We start from the raw sequence: 18,771 nt of genomic DNA on the forward strand, positions 1-18,771 counted from the left end.
CCGACTCCCCCTTGCCTATCGCACTTGCGACCGCCTCAACCGCCGCTCGACCGCCCGAAGGGCCAGCGACAACCCAATCGTCAGCACGAGATAGACATAGGCGACGATGGAATAGGTCTCGAAGAAGCGGAAGGAGCCTGAGGCATAGACCTTGCCCATCTGGGTGATGTCGGCGACGCCGAGCACCGAGACGAGGGAGGAATCCTTGACCATCGCCACGAAGTCGTTGCCGAGCGGCGGCAGGATGACGCGGATCGCCTGCGGAAAGACGACGAGGCGAAAGCGCTGGTAGCGGGAGAGCCCGAGCGCCTTTGCCGCCTCCACCTGGCCCTTGTCGACCGACTGGATGCCGGCGCGGAAGACTTCGGCGATGAAGGCCGAATAGCCGATCATCAGCGCCATGATTGCCCGCCACATCAGCGACACGTCGCTAACGACGAACGGCTCGATCCAGCCCGCCGAAATCAGCGGCGCCGCCACGAAATTCGCGACCGTCACCAGCGCAGGCGCGCCGACGAAGGCGATATAGAACAGCAGCACGAGGATCGGTACGCCGCGGATGACTTCCGTATAGAAGCGCGCGATCTGGCGCAGGACCACATGCTCGGAAAGCGCCATCAGGGCCACGCCGAGGCCGAGCACCGTTGCGAGCACGAAACCGACGAGAGTGACGAAAACGGTGACGCCCAACCCCTTCAGGACGACGGTGAATACCTGCGTGAAGATATCATTGGCGGCGATGACCGCGGCCAGTGCCGCAGCGATCACGAGAAGGGCGATCAGCCACCAGGGATAATCGTCCTTCCCGGAAGTGTCGGATGATTGGACCGGCGTCATTTCAATTCCAGTAGGTGGAAGCGGGACGTGGGCGGAAAACCGCACATGCGTTTTATCCCGTTCCGGCGGTCAGCCGCCCATCTTGTAGTCGAGGAACCACTTCTTGTTGAGCGCGTCGAAGGTGCCGTCCTCCTTGAGCGCCTTGATGGCGGCATTGACCGGCGCGACGAGTTCCGATCCCTTCGGGAAGATGAAGCCGAAATCCTCGGTGCCGAGCGGCTCGCCGACCACCTTGAGCTGGCCGTCGGAGGAATCCACATAACCCTTGGCCGCGACACTGTCGGTCAAGACCAGATCGACGTCGCCGGCCTTCAGCGCCTGCACCGTCGCACCGAAGGTTTCGAACAGCTTGATGCGCGGGTTCTGCTCGTTGCCGTCGAGAACCTCGTAGACGGCCGTGTAGAAAGGCGAAGTCCCGGGCTGGGCGCCGACCAGACCGCTTTCGAGCGCTGCGAAGCTCTTGGCATCGTCGAAGCGGGTCTCGTCGCCGCGCACCAGCATGAACTGCTGCGAGCGCATATAGGGATCCGAGAAATCGACCTTCTCCTTGCGGTCGTCCTTGATGGTGATTCCGGTCATGCCGATCTGGTATTGACCGTCGGAAACCGCCTGGATCATCGCATCCCAGCTCGTGTTCTGGTACTCGACCTTGAAATTCAAGCGCTTGGCGATCTCGTTCATCGCGTCATATTCCCAACCGATGGCCTGGCCGGATTTCGGATCGACGAACTGCAGCGGCGGATAGGCATTCTCCGTCACCACGACGACCGTCTTGCCGCCGAGGTCGGGCAGGTCGCTGGCGAAAACGGGCGCAGAGACTGCGAATGGAACGGCAAGAACTGCGGCAATGCCCGCAAGCACGTGGCGACGAATTGTCATTGGAGGAACTCCCAGATTGTGGCGACAGAAAATGTCATAAAATCTATGGGGAGCACAAGCGGCTGATACCAAAAAGAAAGGCGGCCCGAGGACCGCCTTTCCGCACAACTCTGAAGAGTCGAAAACTTATTCTGCTGCGGCTTCCGCAGCCTTTGCTTCTTCCGCTGCCTTTGCCTCGGCGGCTTCGGCTGCTGCCTTCTCGGCGGCCAGAGCCTGGGCGGCTGCGACCTTTTCAGCCTCGATGCGTGCCTTCTCCTCGACAACGGCCTGGCGCTCGGCGTCGTTCAGCTTGCGGGCGCGGGTGCCGGTGTTTTCTACGATACGAGCCGACTTGCCGCGGCGGTCGCGCAGATAGTAGAGCTTGGCGCGGCGGACCTTACCGCGGCGAACCACATCTACGCTCTCGACGAGCGGGGAGTAGACGGGGAATACGCGCTCGACGCCTTCACCGTAGGAAATCTTGCGAACGGTGAAGCTCTCGTTGATGCCGCCGCCGGAACGGGCGATGCAGACGCCTTCGTAAGCCTGTACGCGGGTGCGGTTGCCTTCGACAACGCGTACATTGACGCGGACGGTGTCGCCCGGGGAGAATTCGGGAAGGGTGCGCTTTGCGGCGATCTTGGCGGCCTGTTCGGCTTCCAGCTGCTGGATGATGTTCATCGGTCTAACCTTTGCGTTTTTCTGAAACAGCCAGAGCGCTCTCGATCGGCCTGTCGGACTTCCCTTCAGGCCTTGCCGCATTTGCGGCAGGAGCGTATTCGCCATTCTTTGTTGACGGTCGACGGGCAAGGAACCCGAACCGGGCCGGCACATACACCATATGGCCGGCCTTGTCATCCCCGAAAGCGGATTTTGTCGCACGCCCGCCTCAAGAATGCCCCTCCCCACCCCCTCCCGCCTGTGGGGAAAGATGGGGAGGGCCCCGATGTATCACGGACTTGCGGTCGACCGCGCCACCGGCTATCCCGATTCACGTGTTTCGGGGGAAAGCCATGACGTTGCTCCAGGTCTTTTTGCTCTTCGTCGCCGGCTTCCTGTCCGGCGTCGTCAATGCCATTGCCGGTGGCGGCACCTTCCTGACTTTCGGAGCGATGACGCTTGGCGGGCTGCCGCCGATCGTCGCCAACGCGACCTCGTCCATCATCCAGTTCCCAGGCTATATCACGTCGACGCTTGCCTATGCCAAGGAGATCCGCGCCGACCGGAAGAACGCCATCGTCCTCGGTATCATTTCGGCGATCGGCGGGCTCGCCGGCGCGCTTCTGCTGCTGTCGCTCTCCAATCCGGCCTTCCGTGCAATGGTGCCCTGGCTGCTGATCGCGGCAACGGCGATCTTCGCCGCCGGCCCCCTCCTGAAGCCGAAGGCGCGCAGCGACGAGCATCGCATCGGCCCGCTGGGCGTGGCGAGCCAGCTGGCGACCTCCGTCTATGGCGGCTTTTTCGGCGCCGGCATGGGCATCATGATGCTTGCCGTGCTCGGGCTTGCCACCGGCGGCGGCTACCACCGGCTGAACGCACTCAAGAACTTCATCTCCATCGTCATCGCCGCAATCGCCATCGTGGTTTTCGCCGCGGGTGGCGTCGTCTCCTGGCTGCACGCGGCGATCATGGTGCCGGGCGCAGCTCTTGGCGGCTATATGGGTGTGTGGGCGGCACGACGCGTCCCGCAGGCGGTCATCCGCGCCGTGGTGGTGGCGGTGGGTCTGCTGCTGGCGGCCTATTATTTCTTCACGGGCTGAGGCGGATCACGCTTCGGATGCCGGGCCCGTTCCAGAAGGTCGGGCCGGCGTTCCGCCGTCAGCCGGCGCGCCGTCGCTTCCCGCCACTGCGCAACGGCCGCGTGGTTGCCGGAGGTGAGGACGGCCGGGATTTCGTGACCTTCGAAGATCTGCGGACGCGTGTAGTGGGGATGTTCGAGGAGCCCTCCCTCGAAGCTCTCGTGGACACCTGAAAGCTGATTGCCCATGACGCCCGGCAGGATACGCACCACGGCGTCGAGCAGAACGAGTGCTGCCGGCTCCCCGCCGGAAAGAATGTAGTCGCCGATCGAGACTTCCTCGAGTCCACGCGTGTCGATTACCCGCTGGTCGACGCCCTCGAAACGTCCGCAAACGACGACTGCGCCGGGACCGGCGGCCAGCGCCCGCACCCGTTCCTGCGTCAGCGGCCGTCCGCGCGGGCTCATCAGAAGCCGCGGCCGCCCGTCGTCTGCAGCGACATGATCGATGGCGCGGGCAAGAACGTCGGGCTTCAGTACCATTCCGGCACCGCCGCCCGCCGGCGTATCGTCGACGGTGCGGTGCTTGTCGCCGGCAAAGTCGCGAATCTGCACGGCCTCCATCGACCAGTCTCCGCGTTCCAGCGCCTTTCCGGCGAGCGAAACGCCGAGGTGCCCCGGAAACATCTCCGGGTAGAGCGTCAGGACAGTCGCGCGAAAGGGCATTGCCTTGGGCTCACTTGCGCTTGGTCGGAAAGGGCTTGCCGGGCCCGCTCTTCTCGTCGTCGACGAGCCCGGCGGCGGTCGGGTCGATGACGAGCTTGCCCGCTTCGAGGTCGATTTCGAGTACCGACCATTCGGTGAAGGGAATAAGCACCGGCCTGAGGCCCGGGCCCTTCAGTTCGAGGAGATCGCCAGCGCCGAAATCGAAGACGCCGGTCACCGAACCATAGCTCTTGCCGGTGCGGTCGACCGCTTCCAGACCCTCGAGGTCTGCGTAGAAGAATTCGTCCTCGTCGAGATCGTCGTCGGGGAGATTGTCGCGCTCGATGAAGAGTTCGAGACCGTTGAGCGCTTCGGCAGCGGTCCGGTCGTTGATGCCCCGAAACCGCACGACGACCACGTTCTTGGCCTCGCGGATCTCAAGCACCTCGAAGACGCGGCCGTCCTCGCTGTGGAGGTTGCCATAGTCGCCGAGTGCGGCCGGATCGTCGGTGAAGGACTTTACCCGCACCTCGCCGCGCAGCCCTTGCGCCGCGCCGATCGTCGCCATCAAGACAGGGTTCTTCAGCTGTGTCATCGTCGGGCATCCAGGGTGAACGTGCTGCATGTTTCCTGAACCACATCGGGATGAGAACATGCGATTTTCCGGTGCACATAAAGCAAAACGGGCGGCATGGAAATGCCGCCCGTTTTCAATGCCGGTCGTCGGAAATTATTCCGCGGCTGCTTCCGAAGCTGCAGCGGCTGCTTCTTCGGCCTTCTGCTTGGCTTCAGCGGCACGTTCCTGTGCCTTCTTGCCGGGCTGCGCCTTGGTCGGGTTGTTGCGGGCCGGGCGCTTGGCAAGGCCGGCCTGGTCGAGGAAGCGCATTACGCGGTCGGTCGGCTGGGCGCCTTGGGCGATCCAGTGCTGAACGCGCTCGGCGTTCAGTTCGATGCGCTTTTCGTCGTCCTTGGCAAGCATCGGGTTCCAGGAGCCGAGCTTTTCAAGGAAGCGGCCGTCACGCGGGCTGCGCGCGTCGGCAACGACGATCTGGTAATAGGGACGCTTCTTGGAACCGCCGCGGGCGAGACGAATTTTCAGTGCCATTTCAATTTACTCCTTGCAGGCTTTCTTGACCGCTTGACTCAAGCGGAATGGGTGGTGCCGGCGCTGCCCGCGTTCTGCGAGCAATCGGCGGCGATGGCTTCATGATGCCGGATGACTTCCTTGATGATGAAGTTCAGGAACTTCTCGGCGAAATCCGGATCCAGATTGGCGTCTTTCGCCAGGTGGCGGAGGCGTTCGATCTGGTATTCTTCGCGCGCCGGATCGGCCGGCGGCAGCTGGTGCTTGGCCTTGAGCACGCCAACCGCCTTGGTGCAGCGGAAGCGTTCGGCCAGCATGTGGACGAGCGCGGCATCGATATTGTCGATCGACTGCCGGTAGCTCGCCAATTCCTCTTTGATCTCGGGATCAAGCATTCGTCGCGATCCTCACTTCTTCTTCGGTAGGCCGGGGAGGCCGGGGAAACCGCCGCCCAGACCGGGCAAACCACCGCCAAGACCAGGCAGGCCGCCGCCGGGCTTGCCGAGACCCGCGGCCTCGGCCTGCTTCTGCAGGGCCTCGAGCTGCTTCGGATCCATCTTCGAGAGATCGGGCATTCCGCCGCTTAAACCCCCGAGACCCATCTTGCCGGCGAGGCCGCCCATCATCTGCTTCATCATGCCGCCTTTGCCCTTGCCGCCCATCATCTTCATCATGTCCGCCATCTGGCGGTGCATTTTCAGAAGCTTGTTGATGTCGGAGGCATCGGTGCCGGAGCCGCTGGCGATGCGCTTCTTGCGCGAATGCTTGAGAATATCCGGATTGGCGCGCTCCGCCCTGGTCATCGAGGAGATGATCGCGAGCTGGCGCTTGAAGAGCGAGTCATCCAGGCCGGCGGCGGACATCTTGTCCTTCATGCCGGCCATACCGGGCATCAGACCCATGATGCCGCCCATGCCGCCCATCTTCTGCATTTGCTGCAGCTGATCGGCGAGGTCGTTGAGGTCGAACTTGCCCTTGGCCATCTTGGCGGCCATGGCGGCCGCCTTTTCGGCGTCGATATTCTCCGCCGCCTTCTCGACGAGCGAGACGATGTCGCCCATGCCGAGGATGCGGTCGGCGACGCGGCGGGGATGGAACTCCTCGAGTTCGTCCATCTTCTCGCCGACGCCGATGAGCTTGATCGGCTTGCCCGTGACGGCGCGCATGGAGAGCGCCGCACCGCCGCGGCCATCGCCGTCCATGCGGGTCAGCACCAGGCCGGTGATGCCGACGCGTTCGTCGAAGTTGCGGGCGAGGTTGACGGCGTCCTGTCCGGTCAGCGCATCGGCGACGAGCAGGATCTCATGCGGGTTGGATTTCCGCTTGATCTCCGCCATCTCGATCATCAGCGGCTCGTCGATATGGGTGCGGCCGGCGGTGTCGAGGATGACGATGTCGTGGCCGCCGAGCTTGGCCGCCTGCACGGCACGTGCGGCAATGTCGGTCGGCGACTGGCCGGCGATGACCGGAAGCGTATCGACGCCGGTCTGCACGCCGAGCTGGCGCAACTGTTCCTGCGCGGCCGGGCGGCGGGTATCGAGCGAGGCCATCAGGACCTTCTTCTTGTCCCGCGCGGTCAGCCGCTTGGCGATCTTGCCGGTCGTCGTCGTCTTGCCCGAGCCCTGCAGGCCGACCATCATGATGACGACCGGAGCCGCCGCATTGAGATCGATCGTCACGCCCTCGGAGCCGAGCATCGCTATGAGCTCGTCATGAACGATCTTGACGACCATCTGGCCGGGCTTGATCGACTTTACGATTTCGGCGCCGACCGCCTTTTCGCGAACCTTCTCCGTGAAGGACCGCACCACGTCGAGCGCCACGTCCGCTTCGAGCAGCGCACGGCGAACCTCCCGAAGCGCTGCGGAAACATCGGCTTCCGACAGGGCGCCGCGGCCGGTCAGTCCATTCAATATGGAACCAAGACGGTCCTGGAGGCTCTCGAACATATTCTCTTCCTTCTTGTCTCCGGATTGCGATAGGTCGGCTCGTCCGGAAACGTGGGTCCCTTCGCGCGGAAAACAAGGCGCAAAGCCAAAAACCACCCGAGGGCGCAACGCGCTGTCGGGTGTTGACCTCCGGGCTCTCTTTATACCTTTGCGGGGCCCGGTCGGTGGCTTCGGAAGTCATCACTTGCGAAGGAATTCGTCGCGATAAACAGGAAACCGGAAGAAAAGTCAAGGATCGAGCACGCGCGACACTTCGAGGCGGTCCGCCCGGTCATGCAATTGCGCCTCGCGCTCCGGCAGCTGGAAAGGCGGCACTGGTAATTTCCGGGCTTTTCCGCCATATACAGCCCGAATGAAGGGCGCCTCCCGATCGGGGGCCAGGGTTTGGACCAGCGCGACATGGGCGATCAGGTGCAATTTGCCAGGATGAACGGGCTTGGAAACAAGATCCTGGTGGTGGACATGCGCGGGCGCAAGGATCGCGTGACGCCTCAGGCAGCGATCGCGCTCAATGCCGACCCGGCGACCGAGTTCGACCAGATCATGGCGATCCATGACCCGAAGTCCGCCGGCACCGATGCCTGGATAGACATCGTCAATTCCGACGGGTCGATGGCCCAGGCCTGCGGCAACGGCACCCGATGCGTCGTGCAGGCGCTTGCGGCCGAGACCGGCAGGAAAGCCTTCCTGTTCCATACGGTCGCGGGACTTCTCGAAGCGAAGGAACACGACAACGGCACGATCTCGGTCGATATGGGAAAGCCGCGTTTCGGCTGGGACCAGATCCCGCTCGCGGAGGAATTCCACGACACGCGGCGCATCGAGCTGCAGATCGGGCCGATCGATGCGCCCGTGCTGCATTCCCCCTCGGTCGCATCCATGGGCAATCCGCATGCGATCTTCTGGGTCGAGAACGATGTGTGGAGCTACGAGCTGGACCGGTTCGGACCACTCCTCGAGAACCATCCGATCTTCCCCGAGCGCGCCAACATCTCGATCGCCCGCATCCGCTCCCGCCAGGAGATGGACCTTAGGACCTGGGAACGCGGCGCCGGCCTGACGCTTGCCTGCGGTTCGGCCGCCTGTGCCGCCGCCGTCAACGGCGCGAGAACCGGCCGGACCGAGCGGATGGTTACCGTGAACGTGCCCGGCGGTCCGCTCAAGATCGAATGGCGCGAGCGCGACGACCACGTCATCATGACCGGGCCGGCCGAATGGGAATGGTCCGGCACCGTCGATCCCGTCACCGGCATCTTTGCACGCAACGAGCCGGAGAGCGGCGACAACGGAGCGAGAGCCCTTTGAGCGGCGTCGAGGTCATAACCTTCGGCTGCCGCCTCAACACCTATGAATCGGAAGTGATGCGGGCGGAGGCCGAAAAGGCGGGGCTGAACAACGCCGTCCTCGTCAACACCTGCGCCGTCACCGCCGAGGCCGTGCGCCAGGCGCGCCAGGCGATCCGCCGCGCGCGGCGCGAAAATCCGCACGCCCGTATCATCGTCACCGGCTGCGCCGCCCAGACCGAGAAGGAAACTTTCGCCGAAATGGCAGAGGTGGACGCGGTGCTCGGCAACGAGGAGAAGCTCGCAAGCGTTTCCTATCGCTCGCTGCCGGACTTCGGCGTCTCGGCCGAGGAGAAACTCCGTGTCAACGACATCATGAGCGTGCGCGCCACCGCACCGCAGATGGTGAAGCACATCGACGGGCACGTGCGCGCCTTCATCCAGGTGCAGAACGGTTGCGACCACCGCTGCACCTTCTGCATCATTCCCTATGGCCGCGGCAATTCGCGCTCCGTGCCGATGGGCGCCGTCGTGGACCAGGCGAGACGCCTTGCCGAAAGCGGCTATCGCGAGATCGTTCTGACCGGAGTCGATGCCACGAGCTACGGCGCCGATCTGCCCGGAACGCCGACCCTCGGGCTTCTCGCGAAGACCTTGCTGAAACAGGTGCCGGAAATCCTCCGCCTGCGGCTTTCCTCCATAGACAGCATCGAGGCGGACGGCCACCTCCTCGACCTCATCGCCGAGGAGCCGCGCTTCATGCCGCACCTGCATCTTTCGCTGCAGCACGGCGACGACCTGATCCTGAAGCGCATGAAGCGGCGGCATTCGAGCGCCGATGCGCGTGCCTTCTGCGACGAGGTCCGGCGCCTGCGCCCCGGGATCAGCCTAGGTGCGGACATGATCGCCGGATTTCCGACCGAGACCGAGCCGATGTTCGAGAATGCCATGCGGCTCGCCGAGGATTGCGGCATCGCGCATCTTCACGTCTTCCCCTACAGCCCGCGCCCCGGCACCCCGGCCGCCCGCATGCCGCAACTCGACCGCGCGCTTGTCAAGGAGCGTGCCGCGCGCCTGCGTGCGAAGGGGGCGGAGCTTCATGCGGGCCACCTCGAGGGCATGATCGGCAGCAGCCAGACGATCCTGGTGGAGATGAACGGTCTGGCACATACGGAAAACTTCACGCTCGTAGACGCGGCCGGCCTTGAGCCGCGGTCGCTTGTTGCAGTCGGAATCACCGGCCACAATGGCAAGCATTTGACGATCGAGCGCAAACAGATGGCTGCGGCCTGATAGCGGACATTCCCATGGCGATTGGTTTCATCAAGAAGATCTTCTCCTTCGGCAAGGATGCCGTCGAAGAGAAACCGGCGCCGCCGCAGGAGACGGCCGTTTCCGATGAGGTCGCGGTAAACCCCTCCGTCCCTTCGGGAGAACAGGGCGGGACCCAGGCACCCGTCGAGGAAAATCGTAGCGCAGCCGAGGCAACGGAAGCTGGCACAGACGATCGCGATGTTTCCCTCGAGCCAAGCACGCCGACGAGCGAAACCACGAGCGAGGAAGCACCTGCGAGCACTGCTCCCGCCGCGGATGAAAACACCGTGGAGGAGGACGAGAGCGTCCCGCACCCGATCTCCCCCCCTGCGGGGGAGATGCCCGGCAGGGCAGAAGGGGATGAACCTCCTTCCGAACACCCAACGACTGTCGATGAGCTCTCGGCACCCCCCTCTGTCCCTTCGGGACATCTCCCCCTTAAGGGGGGAGAGCAGGAGGAGCGCGAAGCCGCCGTCGCAGCCGACGTCGAAGAGGTGGTGATTGACGTAGACGACCGGGGCGCTGGCTCTTCGGCAGATGAAAAGGCGGCGTCGGAGGACGAGAGCAATCCTCCTCCAATCTCCCCACTTGAGGGGGAGATGCCCGGCAGGGCAGAGGGGGGCGAGCCTCCATCCGAGCCCCTCGCACCCAGCCTTCCCAAAGGCTTCGCCGCTGCCGAGAGGCGCCCCAGGGAAGAAGGACCCGCCCCGCAAGCCAAGCTCAACTGGTACCAGCGCCTTCGCCTGGGCCTTGCGCGCACCTCGTCGCAACTCACCGGCCAGATCGCCAGCCTCTTCACCAAGCGCAAGCTCGACGAGGCGACGCTGCAGGATCTCGAGGACCTGTTGATCCAGGCGGACCTCGGCGTCGAGACGGCGATGCGCATCACCGACACGCTCGCCTCGGAGCGCTATGGCAAGGATGTGTCCGGCGAGGACGTTTCGCGCATCATGGCCGGCGAGATCACCAAGGTGCTGGCGCCGGTCGCCAGGCCGCTGGAACTCGATCTCAGCCACAAGCCGCACGTGATTCTCGTCGTCGGCGTCAACGGAACCGGCAAGACGACGACGATCGGCAAGCTGGCGGCAAAGCTTTCCGGCGCGGGACTCAAAGTCATGCTGGCCGCCGGCGATACTTTCCGAGCTGCGGCGATTGAGCAGCTGAAGATCTGGGCCGAACGGACGAAATCCGAAATCGTCTCCTCGAAGCTCGGCGCCGATGCGGCGGGGCTTGCCTACGAGGCGTTCCAGCGTGCCCGCGAGCAGAAGGCGGACGTACTGATCATCGACACCGCCGGGCGGCTGCAGAACAAGGCCGAACTGATGGCGGAGCTCGAAAAGATCGTGCGCGTTCTCGGAAAACTCGATCCGGACGCGCCGCATACGGTGCTGCAGACGCTCGACGCGACGACCGGGCAGAACGCCCTGCAGCAGGTCGAGATATTCCGCAACGTCGCCGGCGTCAGCGGCTTGATCATGACCAAGCTGGACGGCACGGCACGCGGCGGCATTCTGGTGGCGATCTCCGCCAAGCACAAGCTGCCGGTCTATTTCATCGGCGTCGGCGAAGGGATCGACGACCTCGAACCGTTCGAAGCCAAGGAATTCGCCGAGGCGATCGCCGGTGTTGCGGCTCCTTGACGAAGCGGGGGAGGTTTGCGTCAAAACCGCGGTTGATATGGTTTTGCCGCAATCCTGATGCTATGAGCGGCAGAAGATGACAGAACAGGATCCGCACATGTCGACGATCGAGGCCGCCAAGCCGAAGACAGAGGTAAGCCCGCTGCTCAAGCTCGTGCTGGAACTCGGCCCCCTGATGGTCTTCTTCTTCGCCAATTCGCGGGGCGAGTGGCTGGCTGGCCGCTTTCCTGCGCTGGCCGAGCTCGGCGGGCCGATCTTCATAGCGACGGGCCTCTTCATGGCGGCAACGGCGGCGGCGCTGATTGCTTCATGGATCATGACACGCACGCTGCCGATGATGCCGCTCGTCTCCGGTATCGTCGTCTTCGTCTTCGGCGCGCTGACGCTCTGGCTGCAGAACGACACCTTCATCAAGATGAAGCCGACCATCGTCAACACGCTCTTCGGCGCGATCCTGCTCGGCGGGCTCCTGTTCGGCAAATCGCTGCTCGGCTACGTCTTCCACGCCGCCTTCAAGCTGGACGAGGAGGGATGGCGGAAGCTGACGATCCGCTGGGGTGTGTTCTTCCTGTTCCTCGCCGTGCTCAACGAGGTGATCTGGCGCTCCTTCTCGACGGATTTCTGGGTCGCCTTCAAGGTCTGGGGCACCATGCCGATCACCATCCTCTTCACGCTCGCCCAGATGCCGCTGATCATGAAGCACTCGCTCGAACAGGATAGCGCGGAGTGACGATCGCGGCCGGCTCGCAGGACGACAAGCAGCGAAGAGCGGCGCTCTGGTTGCTTGCCTGCCTCGGCGTGCTGGCAATCCAGGTCCTCGTGCAGCATCTGATGGGGCGGCTATGGATCTGCGAATGCGGCTACATCAAGCTCTGGGAAGGCGTCGTCAAATCCAGCGGTAACTCCCAACACCTTTCCGACTGGTACACGCCGTCCCATGTCATCCACGGCTTTCTCTTCTACGGCCTCGGTCACCTTCTCATGCGCGGCAAGCCCTGGAGCGCGCGCCTGCTTCTCGCAACCGTGATAGAGTCCGCCTGGGAGATCGCCGAGAACACGCCGATGGTAATCAACCGCTACCGCGCCGCGACGATCTCGCTCGATTATTTCGGCGACAGCATCCTGAATTCGGCCATGGATACGCTCGCCATGGCTGTCGGCTTCCTCATCGCTTCGCGGCTCCCGGTGGCAGCCACGGTCGCGATCGCCATCGTTCTCGAACTCTTCACCGGCTACATGGTGCGCGACAACCTGACGCTCAACGTGCTGATGCTGGTCTGGCCGCTCGATGCGGTGAAGGCATGGCAGGCGGGGGTTTAGACTAACGGCTCCCTCTCTCCGGCATTTGCCCCTCGTCCGGCTGCCGCCACCTTCTCCCCGTTCAACGGGGAGAAGGGACATGCGGGGCCGCCGCGAGTCTCCTTCGCCCTGCTTGCGGGGAGAAGGTGCCGGCAGGCCGGATGAGGGGCAGCTGCGACTACGAACCCGCAAGCGCCTTCTCGATCGCCGGCATCAGCCCTTCCCGGAGGCTCTTCTCGTCGAAGGGGCCGGCGCGCTTGTAGAGGATCGTGCCGTCGGCGGCGACGAGGAAGGACTCCGGGATGCCGTAGACGCCCCAGTTGATCGCCGCCTTGCCGTTCGGATCGACGCCGATCGCCGAGAAAGGATTGCCGAGTTCGCCGAGGAACCTCAGCGCGTTCTCGTTCCGGTCCTTGTAATTGATGCCGACGACGTTGAGGCGCGGGTCCTTCGACAATTCGAGGATGATCGGATGCTCCTGCCGGCAGGGGACGCACCAGGAAGCCCAGACATTGACGAGCGTGAGCTTGCCCTTCACCGCCGCGTCGTCGAGAGCCGGCATCGGCTCGCCCGACGGCGTTGCAGCCCCTTCGAGCGGGGGCATGGCGAGCATCGGCGCCTTGGTGCCGATCAGCGCCGAGGGGATTTCGCTGACGTCCCTGCCGGAGTTCAACTGGCTCCAGAAGATGAGTGCGAGCACCGCGAAGATGAGGAGCGGAAGCGCCGCCATGAGATAACGGAGGGCTCCGGGCCTGCGCTCGTCCTGCGGCGTCTCAGCGTCCGTCATTTGCCCCCTCCGGCTGGCCCTGCCGCGGAGCGGCGGCGGATCCCGGCGGCCTCGAGCTGCTGCAATTCGCGCCTGCGGGCGCGGCCGTCGGTAAGGACCCACAGGATGAGTCCGGCTACCGTGGCGGCGGCAACCGCGTAGCTGGCGACGACATAGGCGGCATGGCTCATCATGGCGTAAGCTGCTCCCGGCCGGCATTGCGCGCCGCCTGGCGCCTGAGCGAGGCCACGCGACGGCGCCAGATCTCGTTGCGCATGGCAGCGATATGCAGGGTGAAGAACAGGAGCGTGAAGGCGATCGCCATGACGATGAGCGGCCGCAGGAATTCCGGATCGATCGTCGGCCCGTCGAGGCGTATGACGCTTGCGGGCTGATGCAGCGTGTTCCACCACTCGACCGAGAACTTGATGATCGGGATGTTGACGAAACCGACGAGGATAAGCACGGCCGAGACTCGCGCAGATCGGCTCGGGTCATCCATGGCGCGGTTCAGCGCGATCAGCCCGAGATACATGAGGAAGAGCACGAAGACCGAGGTCAGCCGCGCATCCCAGACCCACCAGGTGCCCCACATCGGCTTGCCCCAGAGCGAGCCGGTGACGAGTGCCAGAAAGGTGAAGCAGGCGCCGATCGGCGCTGCGGCTCTTGCCGAGACGTCGGCGAGCGGATGACGCCAGACGAGCGTGCCGAGTGCGGAGATCGCCATGACCGTGTAGCACATCATGGAAAGCCAGGCCGAAGGCACATGCACATACATGATACGCACCGTCTCGCCCTGCTGGTAGTCGCCTTCGGTGGTAAAGGAGAGCCAGAGCCCAGCCGCGAAGACGAGCAGCGTGAGAGCGGCAAGCCAGGGCAGCACGCGATCCGTCAGCGCCAGGAACCGGGTCGGGTTGGCGAGATCGCTGAATTTGCGTATGGCCAGGCTGCTTTCACTCATGACGGTTCTTTAACGCGGAAGGCCGGCTTCCGCAATTCATCCTAAGGTGCCGGGTCCCGTCAGTCGGCCGAGTGCCTGAGTGCCGCCGCGGCCGCCACTGGTCCGATCACCGCGAAGAACAGGGTTATCGCCATCAATATCATGAAAGGCGGCAGAAACGGGGCCGGATCCTCGATTGCCGCATAGACCGCGCTGACGCCGAAGATGAGCACCGGTATGGCAAGCGGCAGGACGAGGATCGAGACGAGCAGGCCGCCGCGCGGCAGCGCCACCGCGACCGCAGCACCGACCGCGCCGATGAAGGTTATCGCCGGCGTTCCCGCGAGCAGGGTGACCATGGTGGCCCCGATGGCGCCTTCGTCCATGTTCATGAACAGGCCGAGAAAGGGCGAGGCGATCACCAGCGGCAGGCCGGTGGCGGTCCAATGAGCAGCGCATTTGACGAGAACGGCGAGAAGCAATGGCGTCTCCTGCATCATGATGAGATCGAGCGAGCCGTCCTCGCGCTCCGCCTGAAAGAGCCTGTCGAGTCCGAGCAGCGACGCGAGCAGCGCGCCGATCCAGAGGATCGCCGGGCCGATGCGGGCGAGCAGGTTCAGATCGGGGCCGACGCCGAAGGGGATGACCGCGACGACCGTCATGAAAAAGAGCACGCCGATCATCGCGCCGCCGCCGGCGCGCACCGAAAGCTTGAGATCCCGGAAAAAGAGGGCGATCAATGGACGAATCCCGTCATTTCAAGGCTCTTCGCCCCCGCGAATCCAAGCGGCTGGTGGGTGGCCGCGACGACGATGCCGCCGCGGTCGAGATGGGCGGCGACCAGCCCGGCAAAAAGCCTGTCGGCGCTGAGGTCGAGCGCCGCCGTCGGTTCGTCGAGAAGCCAGATGGGCCGGAAGGCGACAATGAGCTTCGCCATTGCCATGCGCCGCTGCTGGCCGGCGGAAAGATAGCCGAAGGGCAGATGAATGATGTCGGCGAGCCCCACGGCCTCCGCCGCTTCGACGAGGCCGATGCCGGAGCCGCCCGGCGAATCGCCGAGGAAGCGCTGCCAGAAGGTGAGGTTTTCCTCCACAGTCAGCTCGCGCTTCATCGCGTTGCGGTGGCCGAGATAATGGCTGAGTTCGCGCGGATGCTCGAACCCCGAGGGGCCGTCCTCGAGCCGGACGCGGCCCCCTTCCGGCTCGAGAAGCCCCGCCAGGACGCGCAGGAGCGTCGACTTGCCGGCACCGTTCGGGCCGGTCACCACAAGCGCCTCGCCGGCAGCCAGCGCGAACGAAATATCGTTGAAAATCAGGTCCTCACCGCGCCTCGCACTCAAACCTTCAGCCATGAGGCGCATGAATTTCCAGCTTCCCTTGACGTATCTTTTCGCAGAGCAAAAAAAGTTCCGATTGGACCTTGGTTGGTCTGGCACGATTTGGAGAAATTATCTATAAGGCGGCCAACACGCCAGCGGTCGGCGTGAATTTCATCCAAGCGCCGAACATGGAACGAGCTTCCACGTACGGACAGCGGAAATGACCGTACCCGCATCCCACTTCGCGCCTCACAGGTGCTCGGGCGTTCGTACGTCAGTTTTTGGCGATCAGACGGAACGGGGTATCATCCAGTGTCCAAATCCCTAGACAGCTTCAATTGTCGCTCCACGCTCACGGTCAACGGCGTGGACTATGTCTATTACAGCCTGCCGAAGGCGGAGGCGAACGGCCTCGCCGGCATTTCGAAGCTTCCCTATTCGATGAAGGTTCTGCTGGAAAACCTGTTGCGCAATGAGGATGGACGCTCGGTCACCAAGAAGGACATCGAAAACATCGCCGCATGGCTCGGCGACAAGGGCACGGCCGAGAACGAGATCGCCTATCGCCCGGCGCGCGTGCTGATGCAGGACTTCACCGGCGTTCCCGCCGTCGTCGACCTCGCGGCGATGCGCGACGCGATGGTTTCGCTTGGCGGCGACCCGGAAAAGATCAACCCGCTCGTTCCCGTCGATCTCGTCATCGACCACTCGGTGATCGTTGACGAATTCGGCACGCCGACCGCCTTTGCCCGCAATGTCGAGCTTGAGTACCAGCGCAACGGCGAGCGCTACCGCTTCCTCAAATGGGGCCAGCAGGCCTTCAAGAACTTCCGCGTCGTGCCGCCCGGCACCGGCATCTGTCACCAGGTCAATCTCGAATATCTGGGTCAGGCCGTCTGGACCAGGGAAGAGGACGGCGAAGTCACCGCCTATCCGGATACCTGCGTCGGCACGGACAGCCACACGACGATGATCAACGGCCTCGGCGTGCTCGGTTGGGGCGTCGGCGGCATCGAAGCCGAAGCGGCGATGCTCGGCCAGCCGGTTTCCATGCTCCTGCCGGAAGTCATCGGCTTCAAGCTCACCGGCAAGCTCAAGGAAGGCGTGACCGCGACCGACCTGGTGCTTACCGTCGTGCAGATGCTGCGCAAGAAGGGCGTCGTCTCCAAGTTCGTCGAATTCTTCGGCCCCGGCCTCGACAACATGACGCTCGCCGACCGCGCGACGATCGGCAATATGGGCCCGGAATACGGCGCCACCTGCGGCTTCTTCCCGGTCGATGCCGAGACGATCAACTATCTCACCATCTCGGGCCGTGAAGAACAGCGTATCGCGCTGGTCGAAGCCTACTCCAAGGCCCAGGGCATGTGGCGGGAAGGGGATGGTTCCGAGCTCGTCTTCACCGACACGCTGGAACTCGACCTCGGCGACGTCGTGCCGTCGATGGCCGGCCCCAAGCGGCCCGAGGGCCGCATCGCGCTCGAGAACATCGCCTCCGGCTTCGCGGCGGCGCTCGACAACGACTACAAGAAGCCCGGTCAGCTCGCCAACCGCTACGCGGTCGAGGGCACCGACTACGATCTCGGTCATGGCGACGTCGCGATCGCCGCGATCACCTCCTGCACCAACACCTCGAACCCCTCGGTGCTGATCGCCGCCGGCCTGCTTGCCCGCAACGCCGTCGCCAAGGGCCTGAAAACGCAGCCCTGGGTCAAGACGTCGCTGGCGCCCGGATCGCAGGTCGTCGCCGAGTACCTGTCGAAGTCCGGCCTGCAGACGGATCTCGACAAGCTCGGCTTCAATCTGGTCGGCTTCGGCTGCACCACCTGCATCGGCAATTCCGGCCCGCTGCCGACGGAGATCTCCAAGACGATCAACGACAAGGGCCTGATCGCCGCCGGCGTGCTTTCCGGCAACCGCAACTTCGAAGGCCGCATCTCGCCGGACGTCCAGGCGAACTATCTCGCCTCGCCGCCGCTCGTCGTCGCCTATGCGCTGGCGGGTTCCGTCCAGAAGGACCTGACGAAGGAGCCGATCGGCGAAGACCGGGACGGGCAACCGGTCTACCTGAGGGACATCTGGCCGACTTCGCAGGAGATCCAGGACTTCATCTTCAGATACGTCACCCGCGAGCTCTACGCGACCAAGTATGCGGACGTGTTCAAGGGCGACGCCAACTGGCAGGCGGTCCAGGTTCCGGCCGGCCAGACCTATGCCTGGGACGAGGGGTCCACCTACGTCCAGAACCCGCCCTACTTCGTCGGCATGGGCAAGAAGGGCGCCGGCATTTCCGACATCAAGAACGCCCGCGTCCTCGGTCTCTTCGGCGACAAGATCACAACCGACCACATTTCCCCGGCCGGTTCGATCAAGGCGGCCTCGCCTGCCGGCGCCTATCTCCTCGAGCATGGCGTCGGGATTGCCGACTTCAACCAGTACGGCACGCGCCGCGGCAATCATGAGGTGATGATGCGCGGCACCTTCGCCAATATCCGCATCCGCAACCACATGCTCGGCCCGAACGGCAAGGAAGGCGGTTATACGATCCACTATCCCTCCAAGGAGGAGATGTCGATCTATGACGCGGCCATGCAGTACAAGGAGGAGGGCGTTCCGCTCGTCATCTTCGCCGGCGTCGAATACGGCAACGGCTCTTCGCGTGACTGGGCGGCCAAGGGCACAAACCTCCTCGGCGTCAAGGCCGTGATCGCCCAGTCCTTCGAACGCATCCACCGTTCGAACCTGGTCGGCATGGGCGTCGTCCCCTTCGTCTTCGAGGAAGGCATGACCTGGGAATCGCTGGGTCTCAAGGGCGACGAAGTCGTGACGATCGAGAATCTCGCCAACGTCCAGCCGCGCGAGAAGCGCGTGGCGAAGATCACCTATGGCGACGGCTCGGTGAAGGAGGTCCCGCTCATCTGCCGCATCGATACGCTCGACGAGGTCACCTACGTCAACAATGGCGGCATCCTGCAGACGGTTCTGCGCGATCTCGCCGCCTGATCGGCAAGTCATGAACAGAAAAGCCGGGGCGTCTACA

Annotated in this window: 20 protein-coding genes; 7 read left to right on the plus strand and 13 right to left on the minus strand. The window is 64.0% G+C overall.

What is annotated here, in order from left to right:
• Positions 1 to 15: 15 nt before the first annotated feature.
• The 3 genes from JOH52_RS06905 to rplS form a co-directional block, all read right to left on the minus strand.
• Positions 16 to 837, minus strand: coding sequence for an amino acid ABC transporter permease (locus JOH52_RS06905; protein WP_017267110.1), 822 nt, complete (start codon positions 835 to 837; stop codon positions 16 to 18).
• Positions 838 to 906: 69 nt separating this feature from the next.
• Complete coding sequence (locus tag JOH52_RS06910) at positions 907 to 1,716, minus strand: basic amino acid ABC transporter substrate-binding protein (protein ID WP_010970519.1); 810 nt, start codon at positions 1,714 to 1,716, stop codon at positions 907 to 909.
• 126 nt (positions 1,717 to 1,842) lie between these two features.
• Entirely contained in the window at positions 1,843 to 2,376 is a 534-nt protein-coding gene (gene rplS / locus JOH52_RS06915) for a 50S ribosomal protein L19 (protein ID WP_003529750.1), read from the minus strand.
• Positions 2,377 to 2,708: 332 nt separating this feature from the next.
• Here rplS and JOH52_RS06920 point away from each other — a divergent pair, with 332 nt between their 5' ends.
• Positions 2,709 to 3,455, plus strand: a complete 747-nt coding sequence (locus JOH52_RS06920; protein ID WP_010970518.1) for a sulfite exporter TauE/SafE family protein — start codon at positions 2,709 to 2,711, stop codon at positions 3,453 to 3,455.
• Here JOH52_RS06920 and trmD read toward each other — a convergent pair.
• The 5 genes from trmD to ffh all read right to left on the minus strand — a co-directional run bounded on the left by trmD (position 3,437) and on the right by ffh (position 7,171).
• Entirely contained in the window at positions 3,437 to 4,159 is a 723-nt protein-coding gene (trmD, locus tag JOH52_RS06925; RefSeq protein WP_010970517.1) for a tRNA (guanosine(37)-N1)-methyltransferase TrmD, read from the minus strand. The genes JOH52_RS06920 and trmD overlap by 19 nt on opposite strands.
• Before the next feature lie 10 nt (positions 4,160 to 4,169).
• Complete coding sequence (gene rimM / locus JOH52_RS06930; RefSeq protein ID WP_010970516.1) at positions 4,170 to 4,733, minus strand: ribosome maturation factor RimM; 564 nt, start codon at positions 4,731 to 4,733, stop codon at positions 4,170 to 4,172.
• Between the two features lie 135 nt (positions 4,734 to 4,868).
• Positions 4,869 to 5,243 carry a 30S ribosomal protein S16 gene (gene rpsP / locus JOH52_RS06935; RefSeq protein ID WP_003529742.1) on the minus strand — a complete coding sequence of 125 codons (375 nt, stop codon included), beginning with the start codon at positions 5,241 to 5,243 and terminating at the stop codon, positions 4,869 to 4,871.
• 38 nt (positions 5,244 to 5,281) lie between these two features.
• Positions 5,282 to 5,617 carry a chorismate mutase gene (locus JOH52_RS06940; RefSeq protein WP_003529740.1) on the minus strand — a complete coding sequence of 112 codons (336 nt, stop codon included), beginning with the start codon at positions 5,615 to 5,617 and terminating at the stop codon, positions 5,282 to 5,284.
• Positions 5,618 to 5,629: 12 nt separating this feature from the next.
• Positions 5,630 to 7,171, minus strand: coding sequence for a signal recognition particle protein (gene ffh, locus JOH52_RS06945; protein WP_003529739.1), 1,542 nt, complete (start codon positions 7,169 to 7,171; stop codon positions 5,630 to 5,632).
• A gap of 399 nt (positions 7,172 to 7,570) precedes the next feature.
• Between ffh and dapF the strand changes: the two genes are divergently transcribed.
• The 5 genes from dapF to JOH52_RS06970 all read left to right on the plus strand — a co-directional run bounded on the left by dapF (position 7,571) and on the right by JOH52_RS06970 (position 12,728).
• Positions 7,571 to 8,476 (plus strand): diaminopimelate epimerase, encoded by a 906-nt coding sequence (gene dapF, locus JOH52_RS06950; RefSeq protein WP_013844926.1) that lies wholly within the window; start codon positions 7,571 to 7,573, stop codon positions 8,474 to 8,476.
• Entirely contained in the window at positions 8,473 to 9,747 is a 1,275-nt protein-coding gene (mtaB, locus tag JOH52_RS06955) for a tRNA (N(6)-L-threonylcarbamoyladenosine(37)-C(2))-methylthiotransferase MtaB (RefSeq protein WP_010970514.1), read from the plus strand. The genes dapF and mtaB overlap by 4 nt, the downstream gene beginning before the upstream one ends.
• A gap of 14 nt (positions 9,748 to 9,761) precedes the next feature.
• Positions 9,762 to 11,408, plus strand: coding sequence for a signal recognition particle-docking protein FtsY (gene ftsY, locus JOH52_RS06960; protein WP_010970513.1), 1,647 nt, complete (start codon positions 9,762 to 9,764; stop codon positions 11,406 to 11,408).
• Between the two features lie 97 nt (positions 11,409 to 11,505).
• Positions 11,506 to 12,138, plus strand: a complete 633-nt coding sequence (locus tag JOH52_RS06965) for a septation protein A (protein WP_010970512.1) — start codon at positions 11,506 to 11,508, stop codon at positions 12,136 to 12,138.
• A complete protein-coding gene (locus JOH52_RS06970) occupies positions 12,135 to 12,728 on the plus strand; it encodes a DUF2585 domain-containing protein (RefSeq protein WP_003529722.1) in 594 nt (197 codons plus the stop codon). Before JOH52_RS06965 ends, JOH52_RS06970 begins: the two co-directional genes overlap by 4 nt.
• A 157-nt stretch (positions 12,729 to 12,885) precedes the next feature.
• On the opposite strand, the gene JOH52_RS06975 is transcribed toward JOH52_RS06970, so the two are convergent.
• The 5 genes from JOH52_RS06975 to ccmA are packed head-to-tail and all read right to left on the minus strand — an operon-like array spanning position 12,886 to position 15,773.
• Complete coding sequence (locus tag JOH52_RS06975; RefSeq protein WP_003529721.1) at positions 12,886 to 13,494, minus strand: DsbE family thiol:disulfide interchange protein; 609 nt, start codon at positions 13,492 to 13,494, stop codon at positions 12,886 to 12,888.
• Entirely contained in the window at positions 13,491 to 13,667 is a 177-nt protein-coding gene (gene ccmD / locus JOH52_RS06980) for a heme exporter protein CcmD (RefSeq protein WP_003529719.1), read from the minus strand. Before ccmD ends, JOH52_RS06975 begins: the two co-directional genes overlap by 4 nt.
• Positions 13,664 to 14,434: a heme ABC transporter permease gene (locus tag JOH52_RS06985; protein WP_010970511.1), complete on the minus strand. Its 771-nt coding sequence runs from the start codon at positions 14,432 to 14,434 to the stop codon at positions 13,664 to 13,666. Before JOH52_RS06985 ends, ccmD begins: the two co-directional genes overlap by 4 nt.
• A gap of 59 nt (positions 14,435 to 14,493) precedes the next feature.
• Positions 14,494 to 15,153 carry a heme exporter protein CcmB gene (ccmB, locus tag JOH52_RS06990; RefSeq protein ID WP_003529714.1) on the minus strand — a complete coding sequence of 220 codons (660 nt, stop codon included), beginning with the start codon at positions 15,151 to 15,153 and terminating at the stop codon, positions 14,494 to 14,496.
• On the minus strand, positions 15,150 to 15,773 hold the full coding sequence (gene ccmA, locus JOH52_RS06995) for a heme ABC exporter ATP-binding protein CcmA (RefSeq protein WP_003529713.1): 624 nt from the start codon (positions 15,771 to 15,773) through the stop codon (positions 15,150 to 15,152). Before ccmA ends, ccmB begins: the two co-directional genes overlap by 4 nt.
• Positions 15,774 to 16,043: 270 nt before the next feature.
• On the opposite strand from ccmA, the gene acnA reads away from it, so the two are divergent.
• On the plus strand, positions 16,044 to 18,734 hold the full coding sequence (gene acnA / locus JOH52_RS07000) for an aconitate hydratase AcnA (RefSeq protein WP_003529712.1): 2,691 nt from the start codon (positions 16,044 to 16,046) through the stop codon (positions 18,732 to 18,734).
• Positions 18,735 to 18,771 lie beyond the last annotated feature (37 nt).

This window comes from Sinorhizobium meliloti, assembly GCF_017876815.1.
Lineage (GTDB): Bacteria > Pseudomonadota > Alphaproteobacteria > Rhizobiales > Rhizobiaceae > Sinorhizobium > Sinorhizobium meliloti.